18 protein-coding genes are annotated in these 18,173 nt (G+C 61.4%); 15 read left to right on the top strand and 3 right to left on the bottom strand.

Annotated features, from left to right (window positions below):
* Positions 1 to 25: 25 nt before the first annotated feature.
* Positions 26 to 1,000 carry an alpha/beta hydrolase family protein gene (locus PspS35_RS27045; RefSeq protein ID WP_159937489.1) on the bottom strand — a complete coding sequence of 325 codons (975 nt, stop codon included), beginning with the start codon at positions 998 to 1,000 and terminating at the stop codon, positions 26 to 28.
* A 77-nt stretch (positions 1,001 to 1,077) separates the two neighbouring features.
* Between PspS35_RS27045 and PspS35_RS27040 the strand changes: the two genes are divergently transcribed.
* From PspS35_RS27040 to PspS35_RS26975, 14 genes are all read left to right on the top strand, one after another.
* Positions 1,078 to 3,072: a transporter substrate-binding domain-containing protein gene (locus tag PspS35_RS27040; RefSeq protein ID WP_159937488.1), complete on the top strand. Its 1,995-nt coding sequence runs from the start codon at positions 1,078 to 1,080 to the stop codon at positions 3,070 to 3,072.
* An 18-nt stretch (positions 3,073 to 3,090) separates the two neighbouring features.
* Entirely contained in the window at positions 3,091 to 3,720 is a 630-nt protein-coding gene (locus PspS35_RS27035; protein WP_159937487.1) for a response regulator transcription factor, read from the top strand.
* A 226-nt stretch (positions 3,721 to 3,946) separates the two neighbouring features.
* On the top strand, positions 3,947 to 5,059 hold the full coding sequence (locus PspS35_RS27030) for an ABC transporter ATP-binding protein (RefSeq protein WP_159937486.1): 1,113 nt from the start codon (positions 3,947 to 3,949) through the stop codon (positions 5,057 to 5,059).
* Between the two features lie 44 nt (positions 5,060 to 5,103).
* Positions 5,104 to 6,144 (top strand): ABC transporter substrate-binding protein, encoded by a 1,041-nt coding sequence (locus PspS35_RS27025; protein ID WP_159937485.1) that lies wholly within the window; start codon positions 5,104 to 5,106, stop codon positions 6,142 to 6,144.
* Positions 6,145 to 6,222: 78 nt separating this feature from the next.
* Positions 6,223 to 7,449, top strand: a complete 1,227-nt coding sequence (locus tag PspS35_RS27020; RefSeq protein ID WP_099585657.1) for an ABC transporter permease — start codon at positions 6,223 to 6,225, stop codon at positions 7,447 to 7,449.
* Between the two features lie 12 nt (positions 7,450 to 7,461).
* Positions 7,462 to 8,286: an ABC transporter permease gene (locus tag PspS35_RS27015; RefSeq protein ID WP_159937484.1), complete on the top strand. Its 825-nt coding sequence runs from the start codon at positions 7,462 to 7,464 to the stop codon at positions 8,284 to 8,286.
* Positions 8,287 to 8,504: 218 nt separating this feature from the next.
* A complete protein-coding gene (locus PspS35_RS27010; protein ID WP_159937483.1) occupies positions 8,505 to 9,653 on the top strand; it encodes an iron-containing alcohol dehydrogenase in 1,149 nt (382 codons plus the stop codon).
* Positions 9,654 to 9,737: 84 nt separating this feature from the next.
* Positions 9,738 to 10,412, top strand: coding sequence for a ribulose-phosphate 3-epimerase (gene rpe / locus PspS35_RS27005; RefSeq protein ID WP_017739614.1), 675 nt, complete (start codon positions 9,738 to 9,740; stop codon positions 10,410 to 10,412).
* Positions 10,409 to 11,227: a phosphoglycolate phosphatase gene (locus PspS35_RS27000; RefSeq protein WP_159937482.1), complete on the top strand. Its 819-nt coding sequence runs from the start codon at positions 10,409 to 10,411 to the stop codon at positions 11,225 to 11,227. Before rpe ends, PspS35_RS27000 begins: the two co-directional genes overlap by 4 nt.
* Positions 11,228 to 11,297: 70 nt before the next feature.
* Entirely contained in the window at positions 11,298 to 12,779 is a 1,482-nt protein-coding gene (gene trpE, locus PspS35_RS26995; protein ID WP_159937481.1) for an anthranilate synthase component I, read from the top strand.
* A 10-nt stretch (positions 12,780 to 12,789) separates the two neighbouring features.
* The gene (locus PspS35_RS26990) at positions 12,790 to 13,383 is read left to right on the top strand and encodes an aminodeoxychorismate/anthranilate synthase component II (protein WP_159937480.1); all 594 of its coding nucleotides are present in this window, start codon (positions 12,790 to 12,792) and stop codon (positions 13,381 to 13,383) included.
* Between the two features lie 9 nt (positions 13,384 to 13,392).
* Positions 13,393 to 14,442 (top strand): anthranilate phosphoribosyltransferase, encoded by a 1,050-nt coding sequence (gene trpD, locus PspS35_RS26985; protein ID WP_159937479.1) that lies wholly within the window; start codon positions 13,393 to 13,395, stop codon positions 14,440 to 14,442.
* Complete coding sequence (gene trpC, locus PspS35_RS26980; protein WP_159937478.1) at positions 14,439 to 15,275, top strand: indole-3-glycerol phosphate synthase TrpC; 837 nt, start codon at positions 14,439 to 14,441, stop codon at positions 15,273 to 15,275. Before trpD ends, trpC begins: the two co-directional genes overlap by 4 nt.
* 143 nt (positions 15,276 to 15,418) lie before the next feature.
* Entirely contained in the window at positions 15,419 to 16,114 is a 696-nt protein-coding gene (locus PspS35_RS26975) for a lipoate--protein ligase family protein (RefSeq protein WP_159937477.1), read from the top strand.
* Here the strand turns inward: PspS35_RS26975 and crp are convergent.
* The gene (gene crp, locus PspS35_RS26970; protein ID WP_053131204.1) at positions 16,111 to 16,755 is read right to left on the bottom strand and encodes a cAMP-activated global transcriptional regulator CRP; all 645 of its coding nucleotides are present in this window, start codon (positions 16,753 to 16,755) and stop codon (positions 16,111 to 16,113) included. The two genes, PspS35_RS26975 and crp, sit on opposite strands and share 4 nt — an antisense overlap.
* Positions 16,756 to 17,000: 245 nt before the next feature.
* On the opposite strand from crp, the gene PspS35_RS26965 reads away from it, so the two are divergent.
* Entirely contained in the window at positions 17,001 to 17,423 is a 423-nt protein-coding gene (locus tag PspS35_RS26965) for an OsmC family protein (RefSeq protein ID WP_003176451.1), read from the top strand.
* A gap of 63 nt (positions 17,424 to 17,486) precedes the next feature.
* Here PspS35_RS26965 and coq7 read toward each other — a convergent pair whose 3' ends face one another.
* Positions 17,487 to 18,134, bottom strand: a complete 648-nt coding sequence (gene coq7, locus PspS35_RS26960) for a 2-polyprenyl-3-methyl-6-methoxy-1,4-benzoquinone monooxygenase (RefSeq protein WP_017739622.1) — start codon at positions 18,132 to 18,134, stop codon at positions 17,487 to 17,489.
* Positions 18,135 to 18,173 lie beyond the last annotated feature (39 nt).

Here is an 18,173-nt window from a genome sequence, read left to right as displayed (position 1 = left end):
TGTGGGAGGGGGCTTGTGCTGCACCTCAGTCGGCGCTGGCCTGTGGGCTCAACCACCCGCGAATCCTGCGATACAACTGTTCCTGCTCGGCGGCGCTGTTGCCGGGCAAGGTCTTCAATGACACCTGCTTATAACCCTCATTCTTCAAGCGCTTGGCCGCTTGGGCACGGGCCTGGGCGTTTTTGCGTGCCTGGGCGTTGTCTTGATAGAAGACGTCGGCGGTCGGCAGTTTCAGGCCGGGCGCCAGTTGCTGCACGTCCGGATGGCGGCCGTTAGGCGTCTGCGCCGCGACCATCACCAACTTCTGCACCTGGGACGGTTGTTTCTCGCTCAGGTAGCGCGCGGCCCACCAAGCACCGGTGCCATGGCCCATCAGCACCACACTGCGGGCGCTCTGGGTCTGGGCGAAGGCGACGGCTGCGTCGATGCGATCGAAGATGCGCGAGGCGTCGGTCTTGTCCTGCTCGTCGGCACCCGGCACCACTGACGGGTCGGTGCCTTCGGCTTCGGCGCTGGCGGCTTGTTCGATCGGTTTGTCGGCGGTACTCGCTTCTTTGCTGCTGGTGTCGACGGTCGCTTTAGGCGCCTCCATGACGCGCGGCGGCAAGGTGTCGACGCTCACGTCCGGCAACGACAGGCTGAGGCTGCCCCAATTGGCGTCCGGCAATTTACGCCGCAACGGGCCGATGGCTTGCGGCCAGTCAGCACTTTCACCGCTGCCCGGTACGATAATCACCACGCCTTCGGGTTCGGCGCTGTTGGCCGGTTTCCACAGGGCGAGGAATGAGTCGCTGCCGGCCTGCAGTTGTTGCTGCTCTTGCTGCGGGATCGTGCGTTCCAGGGCGCTGGCGTCTTCCTGGCTGCGCTCAGGCAGGGGCTGGCGCTCGGCGGGTTTTTCGGCAGCCGGCGCAGGTGCGTCGGCGGCGTGTGCAGAAAAGGCACTGGTAAACAGCAGCGACAGGCACAATGCTGGCAGTGCCGAACGGTTTCGATAGGGCATCGTAGATTTCCGGCCAGAAGAGATTCCAGCAGCCTAATGGGTTGGTCAGTTTTTGTCAGTGATGTGAGACGTGGATCATGGGTTTTCGCTGTCTGCTGGTTATCGGCTGTTTGTGCGTCGCCTTGATGGCTAACGCCTCCCCCGCGCCTGTCACCCCGCAGGCGCAGCTCAATGTGCAGCAGCGCGAATGGCTGGCCCAGCACCCGGAACTGCGGGTGGGCGTGGTGTTGCAGGTGCCTTACGCGCAATACGACCGGCGCTTGCAGCGCTTGTCCGGGGCCAATGTGGAGTTGATGCAGTGGCTGGCCAAGGCGCTGAATATCGAGCTGACCTGGCGCAATTTCCCCAATCAGGAACAACTGGAAGCCGCCGTCCGCGACGACGAAGTGGACATCGCGCCGGGACTGCAACAAACCCCGGCCGGTTTACGCCTGTGGTTGTTCAGCGACCCGTACATGCGTGTGCCCCAGCACATCGTCGGCATCCGTGAAGGCGGTGGCGCCGTGGAGTTGGAAAAACTCGACGATCAATCCCGCGTTGCCGTGCGCATGCCCAGTGCCGTGGCCGATTACCTGCGCAGCACGTATCCCAGCCTCAACCTGCAAGGCGTGCCGATGGAGCGCCAGGCCTTACAGTTGCTGGTCAGCCAGCAAGCGCGATATGCGGTGGTGGACGAAGCGCAATTGAGCCGGTTGTCTGGCGAGGCCGAGTTTGCCGGGTTGGCGGTAGTGGGCGACATTGGCCTGCCGCAATTGCTGCGAGTGGCCACGCGGCGGGATTGGCCCGAACTGGCCGGCATCATGGAAAGTGCCTTGGGCGCCGTTCCCGCCCGCGATCTCGACCAGTTGCACAGCCGCTGGCTGCAACCCAAATACCCACGATTATCGGAGTCACCTGGGCTGTGGCAGAACCTGAGCCTGTTACTCAGCCTGCTGCTGCTCGCCAGTCTGGCGACCGTGTTCTGGCAGCGCCGCCAGCAACGTGTGCTCGAACATTGCCTGCTGGCGGCACGGGAAGAAAGTGCCGCCCGCGCAGCCGGTGCCGAAGCGCTGCGCTTGACGCAGTTTTCCATCGACCAAAGCACCGTCGGCATCCTCTGGGTCAACTGGGACAGCCATGTGCGCTACGCCAACCACGCCGCCGAAAGCATGCTCGGTTATGCCGCCGGCGCACTGATCGAGCGGCCGTTGGTCGACCTCGACCCGACCCTGGACATGGACCGCTGGCTCAACTTGTGGAAGCGCGCACGCGCTAGCGAAGAGGGGCCGCAGAATTTCGCCACCGACTGTGTGCGCGCCGACGGGAGCATCCTGCCGGCCAACGTGTCCTTGAGCTTCCTGCGGTTTGCCGAGGCCGAGTACTTGGTGGTTTACCTGAACGACGTCACCGAACTGCGCCGCACGCTGGCCGCGTTGATGCAAAGTGAAGCGCAACTGCGCGAACTGTCGGCCCACCTGGAAACCGTGCGCGAAGAGGAAAAGGCCCGCATCGCCCGCGAAGTGCACGACGAACTCGGGCAGATGCTCACCGTGCTCAAGCTGGAAACCTCCATGTGCGAGTTGGCCTATGCGCAACTGGACCCTGGCCTGCACGAACGCTTGAACAGCATGAAGCGCCTGATCGCTCAATTGTTCCAACTGGTGCGGGACGTGGCGACCGCGCTGCGCCCACCGATTCTCGACGCCGGCATTGCCTCCGCAATTGAATGGCAGGCTCGGCGTTTCGAAGCGCGTACGCAGATACCGTGTTTGGTGCAGGTGCCGGAAAACTTGCCGGCCCTGAGCGACGCCAAGGCCATCGGCCTGTTTCGTATCCTGCAGGAGGCGCTGACCAATGTGATGCGCCACGCCCAGGCGCATACTGTGGAACTGACCCTGGCCATCGACGGCCCGGATTTGCGGCTGACCATCAGCGATGACGGTGTCGGCTTCGTCCAGCCGGAAGGCCGTGCGGTCTCGTTTGGCTTGGTCGGCATGCGCGAGCGGGTGTTGATCATGGGCGGGCAGTTGAGCCTGCACAGTGAGTTGGGGGAGGGCACCACCCTGAGTGTGACGGTGCCGCTGGATGCATAACGCCAAGAGGAAGTCCCTGTGATCCGCGTACTGGTAGCCGAAGACCACACCATCGTTCGTGAAGGCATCAAGCAATTGATCGGCCTGGCCAAAGACCTGTTGGTCGTCGGCGAGGCGAGCAATGGCGAACAGTTGTTGGACACGTTGCGTCATGTGCCGTGCGAGGTGGTGTTGCTGGACATCTCGATGCCCGGCGTCAATGGCCTGGAAGCGATTGCGCGGATTCGCGCGCTGAACAATCCGCCAGCGATCCTGGTGCTGTCGATGCACGACGAAGCGCAAATGGCCGCCCGTGCCCTGAAGGTCGGTGCTGCCGGTTATGCGACCAAGGACAGCGACCCGGCGCTGTTGCTCACGGCGATTCGCAAGGTCGCGGCGGGCGGGCGCTACATCGACCCGGACCTGGCCGACCGCATGGTCTTCGAAGTCGGCCTCACCGATGCCCGGCCGTTGCACTCGCTGCTCTCAGAGCGTGAGTTTTCGGTGTTCGAGCGCCTGGCCCAGGGCGCCAACGTCAATGACATCGCCCAGCAACTGGCGCTGAGCAGCAAGACCATCAGCACCCATAAGGCGCGCCTGATGCAAAAGCTCAATATCACCTCCCTGGCTGAACTGGTGAAGTACGCCATGGAGCACAAACTTCTGTAGCGACATATCTATTTGCGACGCCCCACAAAACGTCGTCGCGCCCATTCTTGCCACTTGCAGCTCGCTCCTTGGCGCTGCACTGTCCAGTGCCCGCCATCCGTGTAGGGCAATCCCTACCCCCAACCTTCCATCCGGCTGATGCAATTCTCTCCTGGCCCCCGATTTCCGGGGCCTCGCCCCTGGACTACGCTTGTGCCACAGCAGTCCAAAACACAAAGGTGCGGGTATGAGCGAGGTGGATTCAAATGATGTACTGGTCAGCTTTCGTGGCGTGCAAAAGAGCTACGACGGCGAGAACCTGATCGTCAAAGACCTCAACCTGGAGATTCGCAAGGGCGAGTTCCTCACCCTGCTCGGGCCTTCGGGTTCGGGCAAGACCACCAGCCTGATGATGCTCGCCGGCTTTGAAACGCCGACCGCTGGCGAGATCCTGCTGGCCGGGCGTTCCATCAACAACGTGCCGCCGCACAAGCGCGATATCGGCATGGTGTTCCAGAACTACGCGCTGTTCCCGCACATGACCGTGGCCGAGAACCTGGCGTTTCCCTTGTCTGTGCGCGGCTTGAGCAAGACCGATGTCAGCGAGCGGGTCAAGCGCGTGCTGAGCATGGTCCAGCTCGACGCCTTCGCCCAGCGCTATCCGGCACAACTCTCCGGCGGCCAGCAACAGCGCGTGGCCCTGGCCCGTGCGTTGGTGTTCGAACCGCAGTTGGTGCTGATGGACGAACCTCTCGGCGCCCTCGACAAGCAACTGCGCGAACACATGCAGATGGAGATCAAGCACCTGCACCAACGCCTCGGCGTCACCGTGGTGTACGTGACTCACGACCAGGGTGAAGCGCTGACGATGTCTGATCGTGTGGCGGTGTTCCACCAAGGCGAGATCCAACAGATCGCTCCGCCACGCACTTTGTATGAAGAACCGAAGAATACCTTCGTCGCCAACTTCATCGGCGAGAACAACCGCCTCAATGGTCGTCTGCACAGCCACACCGGTGAGCGCTGCGTGGTGGAGCTGGCGCGGGGCGAGAAGGTCGAGGCGCTGGCGATCAACGTCGGCCAGATCGGCGGCCCGGTGACGCTGTCGGTGCGTCCGGAGCGGGTCAGTCTCAATGGCTCCAGCGAGAGCTGCGTCAACCGCTTCTCTGGGCGGGTGGCCGAATTCATCTACTTGGGCGACCACGTGCGTGTACGCCTGGAAGTCTGCGGCAAGGCCGATTTTTTTGTGAAACAACCGATTGCCGAGCTGGATCCAGCCCTGGCGGTCGGCGACGTGGTACCGATTGGCTGGCAAGTCGAGCACGTTCGCGCACTCGACCCACTTCTAGAGGCGAATTGATCGCCCCCATGGCTTCACCAACCCTGCACGTGGAGAGAACAACAATGTTGAGTTCCTTGAAGTATTCCGTTCTGGCATTGAGCTTGATGGGCGCGACACAGGCCATGGCGGGCCCGGACCTGACGGTCGTGTCCTTCGGCGGCGCGAATAAGGCGGCTCAGGTCAAGGCCTTCTACGCACCGTGGGAAAGCGCGGGCAACGGCAAGATCGTCGCCGGTGAGTACAACGGTGAGATGGCCAAGGTCAAAGCCATGGTCGACACCAAGAGCGTGTCCTGGGACCTGGTCGAAGTGGAATCGCCGGAGCTGTCGCGCGGTTGCGACGAAGACATGTTCGAACCGCTCGACCCGAAACTGTTCGGCGACAGCGCCAACTACGTGAAGGGCGCGATCCAGCCGTGCGGCGTGGGCTTCTTCGTATGGTCGACGGTGCTGGCGTACAACGCCGACAAACTGGCCTCCGCGCCAACCAGCTGGGCGGATTTCTGGGACACCAAGAAATTCCCGGGCAAGCGCGGCCTGCGCAAAGGCGCCAAGTACACCCTGGAGTTCGCGTTGATGGCCGACGGCGTAGCGCCGAAGGACGTGTACAAAGTGCTGGCTGGCAAAGATGGCCAGGACCGTGCGTTCAAGAAGCTCGACGAACTCAAACCGTCGATCCAGTGGTGGGAAGCCGGCGCACAGCCGCCGCAGTACCTCGCCTCGGGTGATGTGGTGATGAGCTCGGCCTACAACGGTCGCATCGCTGCGGTGCAAAAAGAAAGCAACCTGAAAGTGGTGTGGAACGGCGGCATCTACGACTTCGACGCGTGGGCGATTCCAAAAGGCCTGGCCAAGGAGCGTGCAGAAGCAGCGAAGAAATTCATCGCCTTCTCGGTCGCGCCGCAGCAACAGAAGACCTACTCGGAAAACATCGCCTACGGCCCGGCCAACACCCAAGCCGTGCCGTTGCTGGCCAAGGACATCCTCAAGGACATGCCGACTACCCCAGAGAACATCGCCAACCAGGTGCAGATCGACGTGAGCTTCTGGGCGGATAACGGTGAGCAACTGGAGCAGCGCTTCAACTCCTGGGCCGCTAAATAACACCGCCTAACCCCTGTGGGAGGGGTAAGCCCCCGCCCACAGGAGATCTGCATTTCTCTTCAAGATCCGGAGTTTGCCATGGCCATCGCCATCCCCACCCTCAAGCAGCGCCTGGCGCGTGCCGAGCGGCTCAATCGCTGGAAGGCCCAGGCCTTGATTGCGCCGCTGGTGCTGTTCTTGCTGCTGGTGTTTCTGGTGCCGATCGTCGCACTGCTGTTCAAGAGCGTCGGCAATCCGGAAGTGGTGGGCGGTTTACCGCGTACCGTGGTGGCGGTGACTGCCTGGGACGGCCGTGGCCTGCCGGGCGAGCCGGTGTACCAGGCCCTCAGTGAGGACTTGGGCGAGGCACGCAAAAACCAGACCCTGGGCGACCTGTCCAAACGCTTGAACATGGAATTGGCCGGCTATCGCAGCCTGCTGACCAAAACTGCGCGGGCGCTGCCGTTTACCGAAGCGCCGGCCTCTTATAAAGAAGCGCTGGAAACCCTCGACGAACGCTGGGGCGACCCGGCGTACTGGCAGGCGATCCGGCGCAATACCAGCAGCCTGACACCGTTCTACCTGCTGGCGGCCGTGGATCACCGTATCGACGACCTCGGCGAAGTGGCCCCGGCCACTCCGGACCAGGCGATCTACCTGGACATCTTCGCCCGCACCTTCTGGATGGGCCTGGTGATCACTGTTATCTGCCTGCTGCTGGCCTACCCGTTGGCGTATCTGCTGGCCAACTTGCCGGCGCGTAAAAGCAACCTGCTGATGATTCTGGTGCTGTTGCCGTTCTGGACCTCGATCCTGGTGCGAGTGGCTGCGTGGATCGTGCTGTTGCAGTCCGGCGGCCTGATCAACAGCGCGCTGATGGGCATGGGCCTGATCGATAAGCCCCTGGAACTGGTGTTCAACCGCACCGGCGTCTACATCTCCATGGTGCACATTCTGTTGCCATTCATGATCCTGCCGATCTACAGCGTGATGAAAGGCATCTCGCCGACCTACATGCGTGCGGCGATTTCCCTGGGCTGCCACCCGTTCGCCAGTTTCTGGCGCGTATATTTCCCACAGACCTACGCCGGTGTGGGCGCCGGTTGCCTGCTGGTGTTCATCCTGGCGATTGGTTACTACATCACCCCGGCTTTGCTGGGCAGCCCGAACGACCAGATGGTCAGCTACTTCGTGGCCTTCTATACCAACACCAGCATCAACTGGGGCATGGCGACGGCGTTGGGCGGCTTGTTGCTGCTGGCGACCGTGGTGCTGTATCTGATCTACAACCGTCTGGTCGGCGCCAGCCGCCTGCGCCTGAGCTGAGGAGACCTTGCGATGCTGAGCCCTTATATGTCGCCCGTTGAGCGGGTTTGGTTCTACAGCTTGCGGATCCTCTGCGGCTTGATCCTATTGTTTTTGATTCTGCCGGTGCTGGTGATCATCCCGCTGTCGTTCAACAGCGGCAGTTTCCTGGTGTACCCGCTGCAAGGTTTCTCGCTGCATTGGTACCAGGATTTCTTCGCCTCGGCCGAGTGGATGCGTGCGCTGAAGAACAGCATCATCGTCGCCCCGGCGGCCACGCTGCTGGCGATGGTGTTCGGCACATTGGCAGCGATTGGCCTGACCCGTGGCAATTTCCCCGGCAAGGCGCTGGTGATGGCGCTGGTGATTTCGCCGATGGTGGTACCGGTGGTGATCATCGGCGTGGCCAGCTACCTGTTCTTTGCGCCGCTGGGCCTGGGTAACAGCTTCTTCTCGCTGATCGTGGTGCATGCGGTGTTGGGTGTGCCGTTTGTGATCATCACCGTGTCGGCGACGTTGCAGGGGTTTAACCACAATCTGGTACGTGCGGCGGCCAGCCTGGGGGCTTCGCCACTGACGGCGTTTCGTCGGGTGACCTTGCCGTTGATTGCACCGGGGGTGATTTCCGGGGCGCTGTTTGCGTTCGCCACCTCGTTCGATGAGGTGGTGGTGACGCTGTTCCTCGCCGGCCCGGAGCAAGCGACCTTGCCACGGCAGATGTTCAGCGGTATCCGCGAAAACCTCAGCCCCACCATTGCCGCAGCGGCGACCTTGCTGATTGCGTTCTCGGTGTTGCTGTTGCTGACGTTGGAATGGTTGCGTGGGCGTAGCGAGAAGCTGCGAACAGCGGCGGTCTAACGGCCTGCTGGAGATTCAAATGTGGGAGGGGGCTTGCTCCCGATGGCGGTGGATCAGTTACAGATGAGGTGACTGACCCACTGCCATCGGGAGCAAGCCCCCTCCCACAGTGGTTTTGTGTTCATTCAGATAATTACCATTCAGTTGCTGAATGCTAGGCAACCCAAAATCACCAGCTACTCTTGTGCCAGCCCATTTCCGAATAAGAGGCCGCGCACATGAGTACTTCCTCATTCAAGATCGCCCACAAACTCCTGACCGGCGCTGGCGCCATCGAACAACTGGCCTTTGAGCTCACACGCCTGGATGTGGATAACCCGCTGATCGTTACCGACGCCGTGCTGGTCAAGTCCGGCACGGTGGCGCTGGCGCTCGAACACCTGGGGGAGCGCCCCTACGAGATTTTCGATCGCGTGCTGCCCGACCCGGAAATCGCCATTGTCGAAGACTGCATACAAGCCTACCGCGACGGCGGGCACGACGGCCTGATCGGGCTGGGCGGCGGCAGTGCCATCGACATCGCCAAAAGCGTGGCCGCCTACGCCGGTTACCACGGCGCCTTGGCCGACTTGTTTGGTGTCGACCAAGTGCCACGCAAGGGCCCGCCGCTGATCGCTATTCCGACCACGGCCGGTACCGGCTCGGAGGTGACCAATGTGGCGATCCTCTCTGACAAAGTCGCTCAGTTGAAGAAAGGCATCGTCAGCGACTACTTGCTGCCGGACGTTGCGCTGATCAGCCCGCAAATGACCCTGACCTGCCCGCGTAGCGTCACTGCCGCCAGTGGCGTGGATGCGCTGGTGCATGCCATTGAGTCCTACTTGTCGCTGAACGCCTCGCCAATCACCGATGCCCTGGCCATTGGCGCCATCAAGCTGATCGCCAAGGCGCTGCCCAAGGCCTATGCCAACCCGGCCAATTTGCAGGCCCGCGACGACATGGCCACCGCCAGCCTGATGGCCGGCATGGCCTTTGGCAACGCCGGGGTGGGCGCGGTGCATGCGTTGGCATACCCGCTGGGCGGGCGCTTCAATATTGCCCATGGCGTGAGTAACGCGCTGTTGCTGCCCTATGTGATGCATTGGAACAAGCTCGCGTGTGTCGAGCGCATGCAGGACATTGCCCAGGCGATGGGCGTGAACATCACAGGGTTGAGTGCCAATGACGCAGCCGACCAGGCGGTCGAGGCGATGACGCGACTCTGCGCGGCAGTGGAGATCCCGGCAGGGCTGCGCAGTTTCGGGATCCCCGAAGGTGCGATCCCTGGCATGGCCACGGAAGCTGCGGGGATCGAACGGCTGATGCGCAACAACCCACGCAAGCTCAGCGTGGCGGATATCGAGAAAATCTACCGGGCCGCGTACTAGCCATTGAGCCAGGTCACGGTGCGCGCAGCAAAGCATGAGGTATACAATGCGCGCCATCGTGATTTAGCTCAGAAAAGGTGCGTCATGCAGCCCTTCGTTATTGCCCCATCGATTCTCTCCGCCGATTTCGCCCGCCTGGGTGAGGAAGTGGATAACGTGTTGGCCGCCGGTGCCGACTTCGTGCACTTCGATGTCATGGACAACCATTACGTGCCCAACCTGACCATCGGCCCGATGGTCTGCGCGGCGTTGCGCAAATACGGCGTGACCGCGCCGATCGACGCGCACCTGATGGTCAGCCCGGTAGACCGCATCATCGGCGACTTCATCGAAGCCGGCGCGACCTACATCACCTTCCACCCGGAAGCGACGCTGCACGTCGACCGCACCCTGCAACTGATCCGTGAAGGCGGTTGCAAGGCGGGCCTGGTGTTCAACCCGGCCACTCCGCTGGACGTGCTCAAGTACGTGATGGACAAGGTCGACATGGTGCTGCTGATGAGCGTCAACCCAGGTTTCGGCGGGCAGAAGTTCATCCCCGGCACCCTCGACAAGCTGCGCGAAGCCCGCGCGCTGATCGATGCCTCGGGCCGTGATATCCGCCTGGAAATCGACGGCGGGGTCAACGTCAACAATATCCGTGAAATTGCCGCTGCTGGCGCTGACACGTTCGTGGCCGGCTCGGCGATCTTCAACGCGCCGAACTATCAGGACGTGATCGACAAGATGCGCGCCGAACTGGCGTTGGCGCGTCCATGAGCGGCTTTGAGCAGCTGTTCTCCGGCAAACTGCCCCGGCTGGTGATGTTCGATCTGGACGGTACGTTGATCGACTCGGTGCCAGACCTGGCGGCAGCGGTGGACCAGATGCTGCTCAAGTTGGGTCGCAAGCCCGCTGGGATCGAGTCGGTACGCGACTGGGTCGGCAATGGCGTGCAGATGTTGGTGCGTCGGGCCCTGGCCAACCACATCGATGCTGAAGGGGTCGATGACGTGGAAGCCGAGCACGCCCTGGAACTGTTCAACGCTGCCTATGAAGACGGCCACGAATTGACCGTGGTCTACCCCGGCGTGCGCGACACCCTCAAATGGCTGCACAAGCAGGGCGTGGAAATGGCCCTGATCACCAACAAGCCGGAGCGCTTCGTCGCGCCGTTGTTGGACCAGATGAAAATCGGCCGGTATTTCCGCTGGATCATCGGTGGCGACACCTTGCCACAGAAGAAACCCGATCCGGCGGCGCTGTTTTTCGTGATGAAAATGGCCAATATCCCGGCGTCCCAGTCGTTGTTTGTCGGCGATTCGCGCAGTGACGTGCAGGCGGCAAAGGCGGCGGGCGTGCAGTGTGTCGCACTCAGCTACGGCTACAACCATGGCCGGCCGATTGCCGAAGAGTCGCCAGCGCTGGTGATTGATGACCTGCGACTGTTAATCCCCGGTTGCTTGGGAGCGGGCGCTGAGATAACGTTGCCCGATACCGATCCGTCCCCTTCTGGAAATCCCATCGTGGTGGTCACTCGCAAACTCTGGATGAAAGTCATCAAGGCCCTGGCCCGCTGGCGTTGGCGCGCCTGACTGATCCTGGCCGCGCCATGCGGCACGTTTGCATACCTGACTGTTAGACCCTCACACCACGAGGCACCTCATGAATCGCGAAGAATTCCTGCGTTTGGCCGCTGCCGGCTATAACCGTATTCCCCTGGCCTGCGAAACCCTGGCCGACTTCGACACGCCGCTGTCGATCTACCTGAAACTGGCCGACGAACCCAATTCCTATCTGTTGGAATCGGTACAAGGCGGCGAGAAATGGGGCCGTTATTCGATCATTGGCCTGCCATGCCGCACGGTGATGCGGGTGCACGACCATCACGTGAGCATCACCCATGATGGCGTCGAGATCGAAAGCCATGACGTCGAAGACCCGCTGGCCTTTGTCGAAGCCTTCAAGGCGCGCTACAACGTGCCGACCATTGCGGGTCTGCCGCGTTTTAATGGCGGCCTGGTGGGTTACTTCGGCTACGACTGCGTGCGCTACGTGGAGAAACGCCTGGGCAAATGCCCGAACCCGGATCCGCTGGGCGTGCCGGATATTCTGCTGATGGTGTCCGACGCGGTGGTGGTGTTCGACAACCTCGCCGGCAAGATGCACGCCATCGTACTCGCCGACCCGTCCCGCGAGGACGCGTTCGAGCAAGGCCAGGCCAGCCTGGAAGCCCTGCTGGAAAAACTGCGCCAGCCGATCACTCCGCGTCGCGGCCTGGACCTCAGCCGTCCACCGGCAGCTGACCCGGTGTTCCGCTCCAGTTTCACCCAGGATGACTACGAGCGCGCCGTCGACACCATCAAGGAATACATCCTCGCTGGCGACTGCATGCAGGTGGTGCCGTCGCAACGCATGTCGATCGACTTCAAGGCTGCGCCCATCGACCTGTACCGGGCGCTGCGCTGCTTCAACCCGACGCCGTACATGTACTTCTTCAACTTTGGCGACTTCCACGTCGTGGGCAGCTCGCCGGAAGTGCTGGTGCGGGTTGAAGACAACCTGATCACCGTGCGCCCGATTGCTGGCACCCGCCCGCGCGGCGCGACCGAAGAAGCAGACCAGGCGCTGGAAGAAGACCTGCTCAGCGATGACAAGGAAATCGCCGAGCACTTGATGCTGATCGACCTGGGCCGCAATGACACCGGGCGCGTGTCGGAAATCGGTTCGGTGAAGCTCACCGAGAAGATGGTCATCGAGCGTTATTCCAACGTGATGCATATTGTGTCCAACGTAACTGGCGAGTTGAAGGCTGGCCTGACCGCGATGGACGCACTGCGGGCGATTCTGCCGGCGGGCACCTTGTCGGGTGCACCGAAGATTCGTGCGATGGAAATCATCGATGAGCTGGAGCCGGTCAAGCGTGGTGTCTACGGCGGCGCCGTGGGGTATTTCGCCTGGAACGGCAACATGGACACCGCCATTGCGATCCGCACGGCGGTGATCAAGGACGGGGAGCTGCATGTGCAGGCCGGTGGCGGGATTGTCGCCGACTCGGTGCCGGCCCTCGAATGGGAAGAAACCCTGAACAAGCGCCGCGCGATGTTCCGCGCCGTTGCGCTGGCTGAACAGACCCCCAATTCCTGAGGTTTCCCCCATGTTGCTGATGATTGATAACTACGACTCCTTTACCTACAACGTTGTGCAGTACCTGGGCGAGCTGGGTGCCGAGGTCAAGGTAGTGCGCAACGACGAACTGACCGTAGCCGAGATCGCCGCGCTGAACCCCGAACGCATCGTGGTTTCGCCTGGCCCGTGCACGCCGACCGAGGCTGGTATTTCCCTCGAAGCTATCCAGTATTTCGCCGGCAAGCTGCCGATCCTGGGCGTGTGCCTGGGCCATCAATCCATCGGCCAGGCGTTTGGCGGTGACGTGGTGCGCGCACGCCAGGTGATGCACGGCAAGACCAGCCCGGTGTTCCATAAAGACCTGGGTGTGTTCCAGGCCCTGAACAATCCGGTGACGGTGACCCGCTACCACTCGCTGGTGGTCAAGCGTGAAACCTTGCCAGAATGCCTGGAGCTGACGGCCTGGACCCAACTGGAAGACGGCTCCGTTGACGAGATCATGGGCCTGCGTCACAAGACACTGAATATCGAAGGGGTGCAGTTTCACCCCGAGTCGATCCTGACCGAGCAGGGCTACGAGCTGTTCGCCAACTTTCTCAAGCAGAGCGGCGGCACGCGCTAAGGACTTTCCATGGATATCAAGACTGCCCTGAGCCGTATCGTCGGCCATCTGGACCTGAGCACCGCTGAAATGAGCGATGTGATGCGCGAGATCATGACCGGCCAATGCACCGACGCGCAGATCGGTGCGTTCATGATGGCGATGCGCATGAAGAGCGAAAGCATCGACGAGATCGTCGGCGCCGTCTCGGTGATGCGTGAGTTGGCCGACAAGGTTGAACTCAAGACCCTCGACGGCGTGGTCGATGTGGTCGGTACCGGCGGTGACGGTGCAAATATCTTCAACGTCTCGACGGCTTCATCTTTTGTGGTGGCCGCCGCAGGTTGCACCGTGGCCAAGCACGGTAACCGTGCAGTATCTGGCAAGAGCGGCAGTGCCGACCTGCTGGAAGCGGCCGGAATCTACCTGAACCTGACGCCGGTGCAAGTGGCACGTTGCATCGACAACGTTGGTATTGGCTTCATGTTTGCCCAGACCCATCACGGTGCGATGAAGCACGCCGCCGGCCCGCGCAAAGACCTGGGCCTGCGTACCCTGTTCAACATGCTTGGCCCGCTTACGAATCCGGCCGGTGTGAAGCACCAGGTGGTGGGCGTGTTCAGCCAAGCGTTGTGCCGCCCCTTGGCAGAAGTGCTCCAGCGTATGGGCAGCAAGCATGTACTGGTGGTGCATTCCAAAGACGGCCTGGATGAATTCAGCCTGGCAGCGCCGACCTTTGTGGCGGAATTGAAGAATGACCAGATCACCGAATATTGGGTCGAACCTGAAGACTTGGGCATGAAAAGCCAGAGCCTGCACGGTTTGGCGGTGGAAAGCCCGGCAGCCTCCCTGGAACTGATTCGTGATGCCCTGGGGCGACGCAAGACTGAGAACGGTCAAAAGGCTGCGGAAATGATTGTTCTGAATGCTGGCGCGGCACTTTACGCAGCTGACCACGCCTATAGTCTTACAGAGGGTGTCGCCTTGGCCCACGATGCGCTGCACACCGGTCTGGCTCGTGAAAAACTCGAGGAACTGGGAGCATTCACTGCCGTATTCAAGATGGAGAATGAAGGATGAGTGTGCCGACCGTTCTGGAAAAAATCCTGGCCCGCAAGGCCGAAGAAGTCGCCGAGCGCCGTGCCCGCGTGAGCCTGGCCGAGCTGGAAGCCCTGGCGAAGGCCGCTGACGCTCCACGCGGATTTGCCAAGGCCTTGATTGACCAGGCCAAGAAAAAGCAGCCGGCGGTCATCGCAGAGATCAAGAAGGCCTCGCCAAGCAAAGGCGTGATTCGCGAAAACTTCGAGCCTGCGCAAATCGCCGTCAGCTATGAGAAGGGCGGGGCGACATGCCTGTCGGTTCTGACTGATATCGATTTCTTCCAGGGCTCGGACCTGTTCCTGCAGCAGGCCCGTGCGGCGTGCAAGTTGCCGGTGATCCGCAAGGATTTCATGGTTGATCCGTACCAGATCGTCGAAGCCCGTGCCTTGGGCGCCGACTGCGTGCTGCTGATCGTCTCCGCACTGGATGACGTGAAGATGGCCGAGTTGGCGGCCGTGGCCAAAAGCGTCGGCCTGGACGTGCTGGTTGAAGTGCACGACGGCGATGAGTTGGAACGCGCACTGAAAACCCTCGACACCCCGCTGGTGGGGGTCAACAACCGTAACCTGCACACCTTTGAAGTCAGCCTGGAAAACACCCTCGACCTGCTGCCGCGTATTCCGCGCGACCGTTTGGTGATTACCGAGAGCGGCATCGTCAACCGCGCCGACGTGGAGCTGATGGAAATCAGCGACGTGTATTCGTTCCTGGTGGGCGAGACCTTCATGCGCGCCGAGAACCCGGGGGCAGAATTGCAACGTCTGTTCTTCCCGGAGCGTGGCGTGTCGGTGAGTGGTTCCACGCTCGATTGACGTGAAATGTAATCAAAATGTGGGAGGGGGCTTGCCCCCGATAGCAGGGTTCCAGGCAATACATTTGCTGGTTGACCCACCGCTATCGGGGCAAGCCCCCTCCCACATTGGGTTTTGTGTTTATCCAGAGAGGTAGGTGTTTGATGACTCAGCCCGTGATGATGACCGTCGAAGCAGGCCTTGCTGCCGAGCAAGATTTGTTGGCTGCGGTTTGCGCCGGTGAGCTGGAATACGGCCTGCTGTTCTGGCAACCCAGCGATCAAGCCTTGGTGATGCCGCGCCGGTTGAGTCGACTGCCGGCTTTCGATGTCGCCAGCCGCGTGTCTGCGGATGCCGGTTGGCCGGTGCTCTTGCGCGAAACGGGTGGTGAGCCGGTGCCGCAATCGAGTGCCACGGTCAATATCGCGCTGGTCTACACCCCCCCGCGAAGTGAAGGCGATCAAGGCCGCATCGAAACCGGTTATCAGCGTCTATGCCAGCCGATCTGCGACTTGCTGATCGAGTTGGGCGGCAACGCCTCCGTGGGTGAAATCGACGGGGCGTTCTGCGACGGTCGCTACAACGTCAACCTCGATGGCCGCAAAATGGTCGGCACCGCCCAGCGCTGGCGGCAAAGCGGTGGCCGCCCGGTGGGTCTGGTGCACGGTGCGTTGTTGCTGGATAACGATCGCGAAGAGTTGATCGCCGCGGTCAACCGTTTCAATCAAGCGTGCGGCCTCGACCAGCGGGTGCGTGCCGACAGTCATATCGCCCTGCACGAAGCCTTCCCTGCGCCGGATGCCATCAGCCGGCTGGATACCTTGTACCGTCAGATGCTGGCCAGCTTCCTGGCGGTTTAACGAGTCCCGAACACCACCATTGTCTTGCCTTTGACGTGGACCAGGTTGCGCTCTTCCAGGTCCTTGAGCACGCGGCCGACCATCTCCCGCGAGCAGCCGACAATGCGCCCGATTTCCTGGCGCGTGACTTTGATCTGCATGCCGTCCGGGTGAGTCATCGCGTCGGGCTGCTTGCACAGTTCCAGCAGGCAGCGGGCTACACGGCCGGTGACGTCGAAGAACGCCAGGTCGCCGACCTTGCGTGTGGTGTCGCGCAGGCGTTGGGCGATTTGACCGCTGAGGGCGTAGAGAATGTCGGGATCCTGTTGGGCCAGTTCGCGAAACTTGGTGTAACTGATCTCGGCCACTTCGCACTCGATCTTGGCGCGTACCCAGGCGCTGCGTTCTTGCTCCTTGCCCGCTTGTTCAAACAGCCCCAGCTCGCCAAAAAAATCCCCGGTGTTCAGGTAGGCGATGATCATCTCGCGGCCGTCTTCATCCTCGATCAGGATGGTGACTGAGCCCTTGATAATGAAGAACAGCGTTTCAGAGCGCTCGCCGGCACAGATGATGTTGTGCTTGGCCGGGTAACGCCGGCGCTGACAGTGCATCAGCAACTTGTCGAGATTCTTGATCTTGGGTATGGGCGTCAGAGCAACCATGGTTGTATCCCGAAAGGCAGCGCGAGGTGGTTGGAGTTGTTGTACTCAGCGGTATCGGCATTGATACACGTTGTATAAAGGGTGGCAATACGCCACTCATTTGGCGCCAGCTTAACAGACACATTCTGACTCGATTAGCGAATTTACCGAGCAAGCGTGGCTATCGATCACTTTGAAGGGAAACGCTGTCGCCCTTGGGCCCTGTGCTAAGCTGGCGACCCTTTTTTAGCAGTGGAGTCTGGGCGATGAAGGCACGCATCCAATGGGCGGGCGAAGCCATGTTCCTCGGTGAGTCGGGCAGTGGCCATGTAGTGGTCATGGATGGTCCGCCGGAAGCCGGTGGCCGCAACCTGGGCGTACGTCCGATGGAAATGCTCCTGCTGGGCGTGGGCGGTTGCAGCAATTTCGACGTGGTCAGCATCCTGAAAAAATCCCGCCAGGCCGTGGAGAGCTGCGAAGCCTTCCTGGAAGCCGAGCGCGCCACTGAAGATCCGAAGGTGTTCACCAAGATCCATATGCACTTCGTGGTGAAGGGCCGTGGGCTGAAAGAAGCTCAGGTCAAGCGTGCCATCGAGCTGTCGGCAGAGAAGTACTGCTCGGCATCGATCATGCTTGGCGCAGCCGGTGTGGCGATCACCCATGATTACGAGATTATCGAGCTGGGTTGATTGCCGATCGGCAAAAAGAAAAGGGCGCTGTGAAAGCGCCCTTTTTTTCGGCTGCGGGTTGGGTCAGATGCGGTAGGTGCTTTTGGTCATGACCTTGGCCAGCAGGCTCATGCCGAACCGTACCGGCGCCGGGAAGCGGAAACCGCCAGCATCCAGGGCGCTTTCAGCGTGGTGTTCTTCATCGATACGCATCTGCTCAAGGATGGCCCGGGACTTTTCGTCTTCGGCCGGCAGTTGTTCAAGGTGTTCATCCAGGTGCTTGCACACTTGATGCTCAGTCGCGGCGACAAAACCCAGGCTGACCTTGTCGCTGATCAAGCCGGCAGCCGCGCCGATACCAAACGACAAACCATAGAACAGCGGGTTCAGTACGCTGGGATGGCTGCCCAGTTGGCGAATGCGTTGTTCACACCAGGCCAGGTGATCGATTTCTTCCTCGGCTGCATGCTCCATGGCCGCGCGCACCTGCGGCAGCTTGGCGGTCAGCGCCTGGCCCTGGTACAGCGCCTGGGCACAGACTTCGCCGGTATGGTTGATGCGCATCAGGCCGGCGACGTGACGCGTGTCGGTCTCGCTCATCTGCGCGTCGGGCTGCACGATGGCGGGCGACGGGCGGTAGGGTTGGCCGCTGAAGGGCAGCAGCGTGCGCATGGCCATGTCGGCCTGCAGCAACAGACGGTCAATCGGCGAGTAGTGACGTTGGGTAGTCATGCTGACCTCCGGGAAGAATCTCGGCGGCCAGTTTACCGC

It is taken from the genome of Pseudomonas sp. S35 (assembly GCF_009866765.1).
GTDB lineage: Bacteria > Pseudomonadota > Gammaproteobacteria > Pseudomonadales > Pseudomonadaceae > Aquipseudomonas.
The sequence above is the reverse complement of the archived record's forward strand: the minus strand, read 5'-3'. Positions and strand labels throughout refer to the sequence as shown.

What these genes read in the sequence shown, in the direction of transcription:
- PspS35_RS27045 (WP_159937489.1), bottom strand. Translation starts at nt 1,000, where the DNA reads ATGCCCTATCGAAACCGTTCGGCACTGCCAGCATTGTGCCTGTCGCTG.
- PspS35_RS27000 (WP_159937482.1), top strand. Translation starts at nt 10,409, where the DNA reads ATGAGCGGCTTTGAGCAGCTGTTCTCCGGCAAACTGCCCCGGCTGGTG.
- crp (WP_053131204.1), bottom strand. Translation starts at nt 16,755, where the DNA reads ATGGTTGCTCTGACGCCCATACCCAAGATCAAGAATCTCGACAAGTTG.
- PspS35_RS27030 (WP_159937486.1), top strand. Translation starts at nt 3,947, where the DNA reads ATGAGCGAGGTGGATTCAAATGATGTACTGGTCAGCTTTCGTGGCGTG.
- coq7 (WP_017739622.1), bottom strand. Translation starts at nt 18,134, where the DNA reads ATGACTACCCAACGTCACTACTCGCCGATTGACCGTCTGTTGCTGCAG.
- trpE (WP_159937481.1), top strand. Translation starts at nt 11,298, where the DNA reads ATGAATCGCGAAGAATTCCTGCGTTTGGCCGCTGCCGGCTATAACCGT.
- trpD (WP_159937479.1), top strand. Translation starts at nt 13,393, where the DNA reads ATGGATATCAAGACTGCCCTGAGCCGTATCGTCGGCCATCTGGACCTG.
- PspS35_RS26990 (WP_159937480.1), top strand. Translation starts at nt 12,790, where the DNA reads ATGTTGCTGATGATTGATAACTACGACTCCTTTACCTACAACGTTGTG.
- PspS35_RS26975 (WP_159937477.1), top strand. Translation starts at nt 15,419, where the DNA reads ATGACTCAGCCCGTGATGATGACCGTCGAAGCAGGCCTTGCTGCCGAG.
- PspS35_RS26965 (WP_003176451.1), top strand. Translation starts at nt 17,001, where the DNA reads ATGAAGGCACGCATCCAATGGGCGGGCGAAGCCATGTTCCTCGGTGAG.
- PspS35_RS27025 (WP_159937485.1), top strand. Translation starts at nt 5,104, where the DNA reads ATGTTGAGTTCCTTGAAGTATTCCGTTCTGGCATTGAGCTTGATGGGC.
- trpC (WP_159937478.1), top strand. Translation starts at nt 14,439, where the DNA reads ATGAGTGTGCCGACCGTTCTGGAAAAAATCCTGGCCCGCAAGGCCGAA.
- rpe (WP_017739614.1), top strand. Translation starts at nt 9,738, where the DNA reads ATGCAGCCCTTCGTTATTGCCCCATCGATTCTCTCCGCCGATTTCGCC.
- PspS35_RS27015 (WP_159937484.1), top strand. Translation starts at nt 7,462, where the DNA reads ATGCTGAGCCCTTATATGTCGCCCGTTGAGCGGGTTTGGTTCTACAGC.
- PspS35_RS27020 (WP_099585657.1), top strand. Translation starts at nt 6,223, where the DNA reads ATGGCCATCGCCATCCCCACCCTCAAGCAGCGCCTGGCGCGTGCCGAG.
- PspS35_RS27010 (WP_159937483.1), top strand. Translation starts at nt 8,505, where the DNA reads ATGAGTACTTCCTCATTCAAGATCGCCCACAAACTCCTGACCGGCGCT.
- PspS35_RS27040 (WP_159937488.1), top strand. Translation starts at nt 1,078, where the DNA reads ATGGGTTTTCGCTGTCTGCTGGTTATCGGCTGTTTGTGCGTCGCCTTG.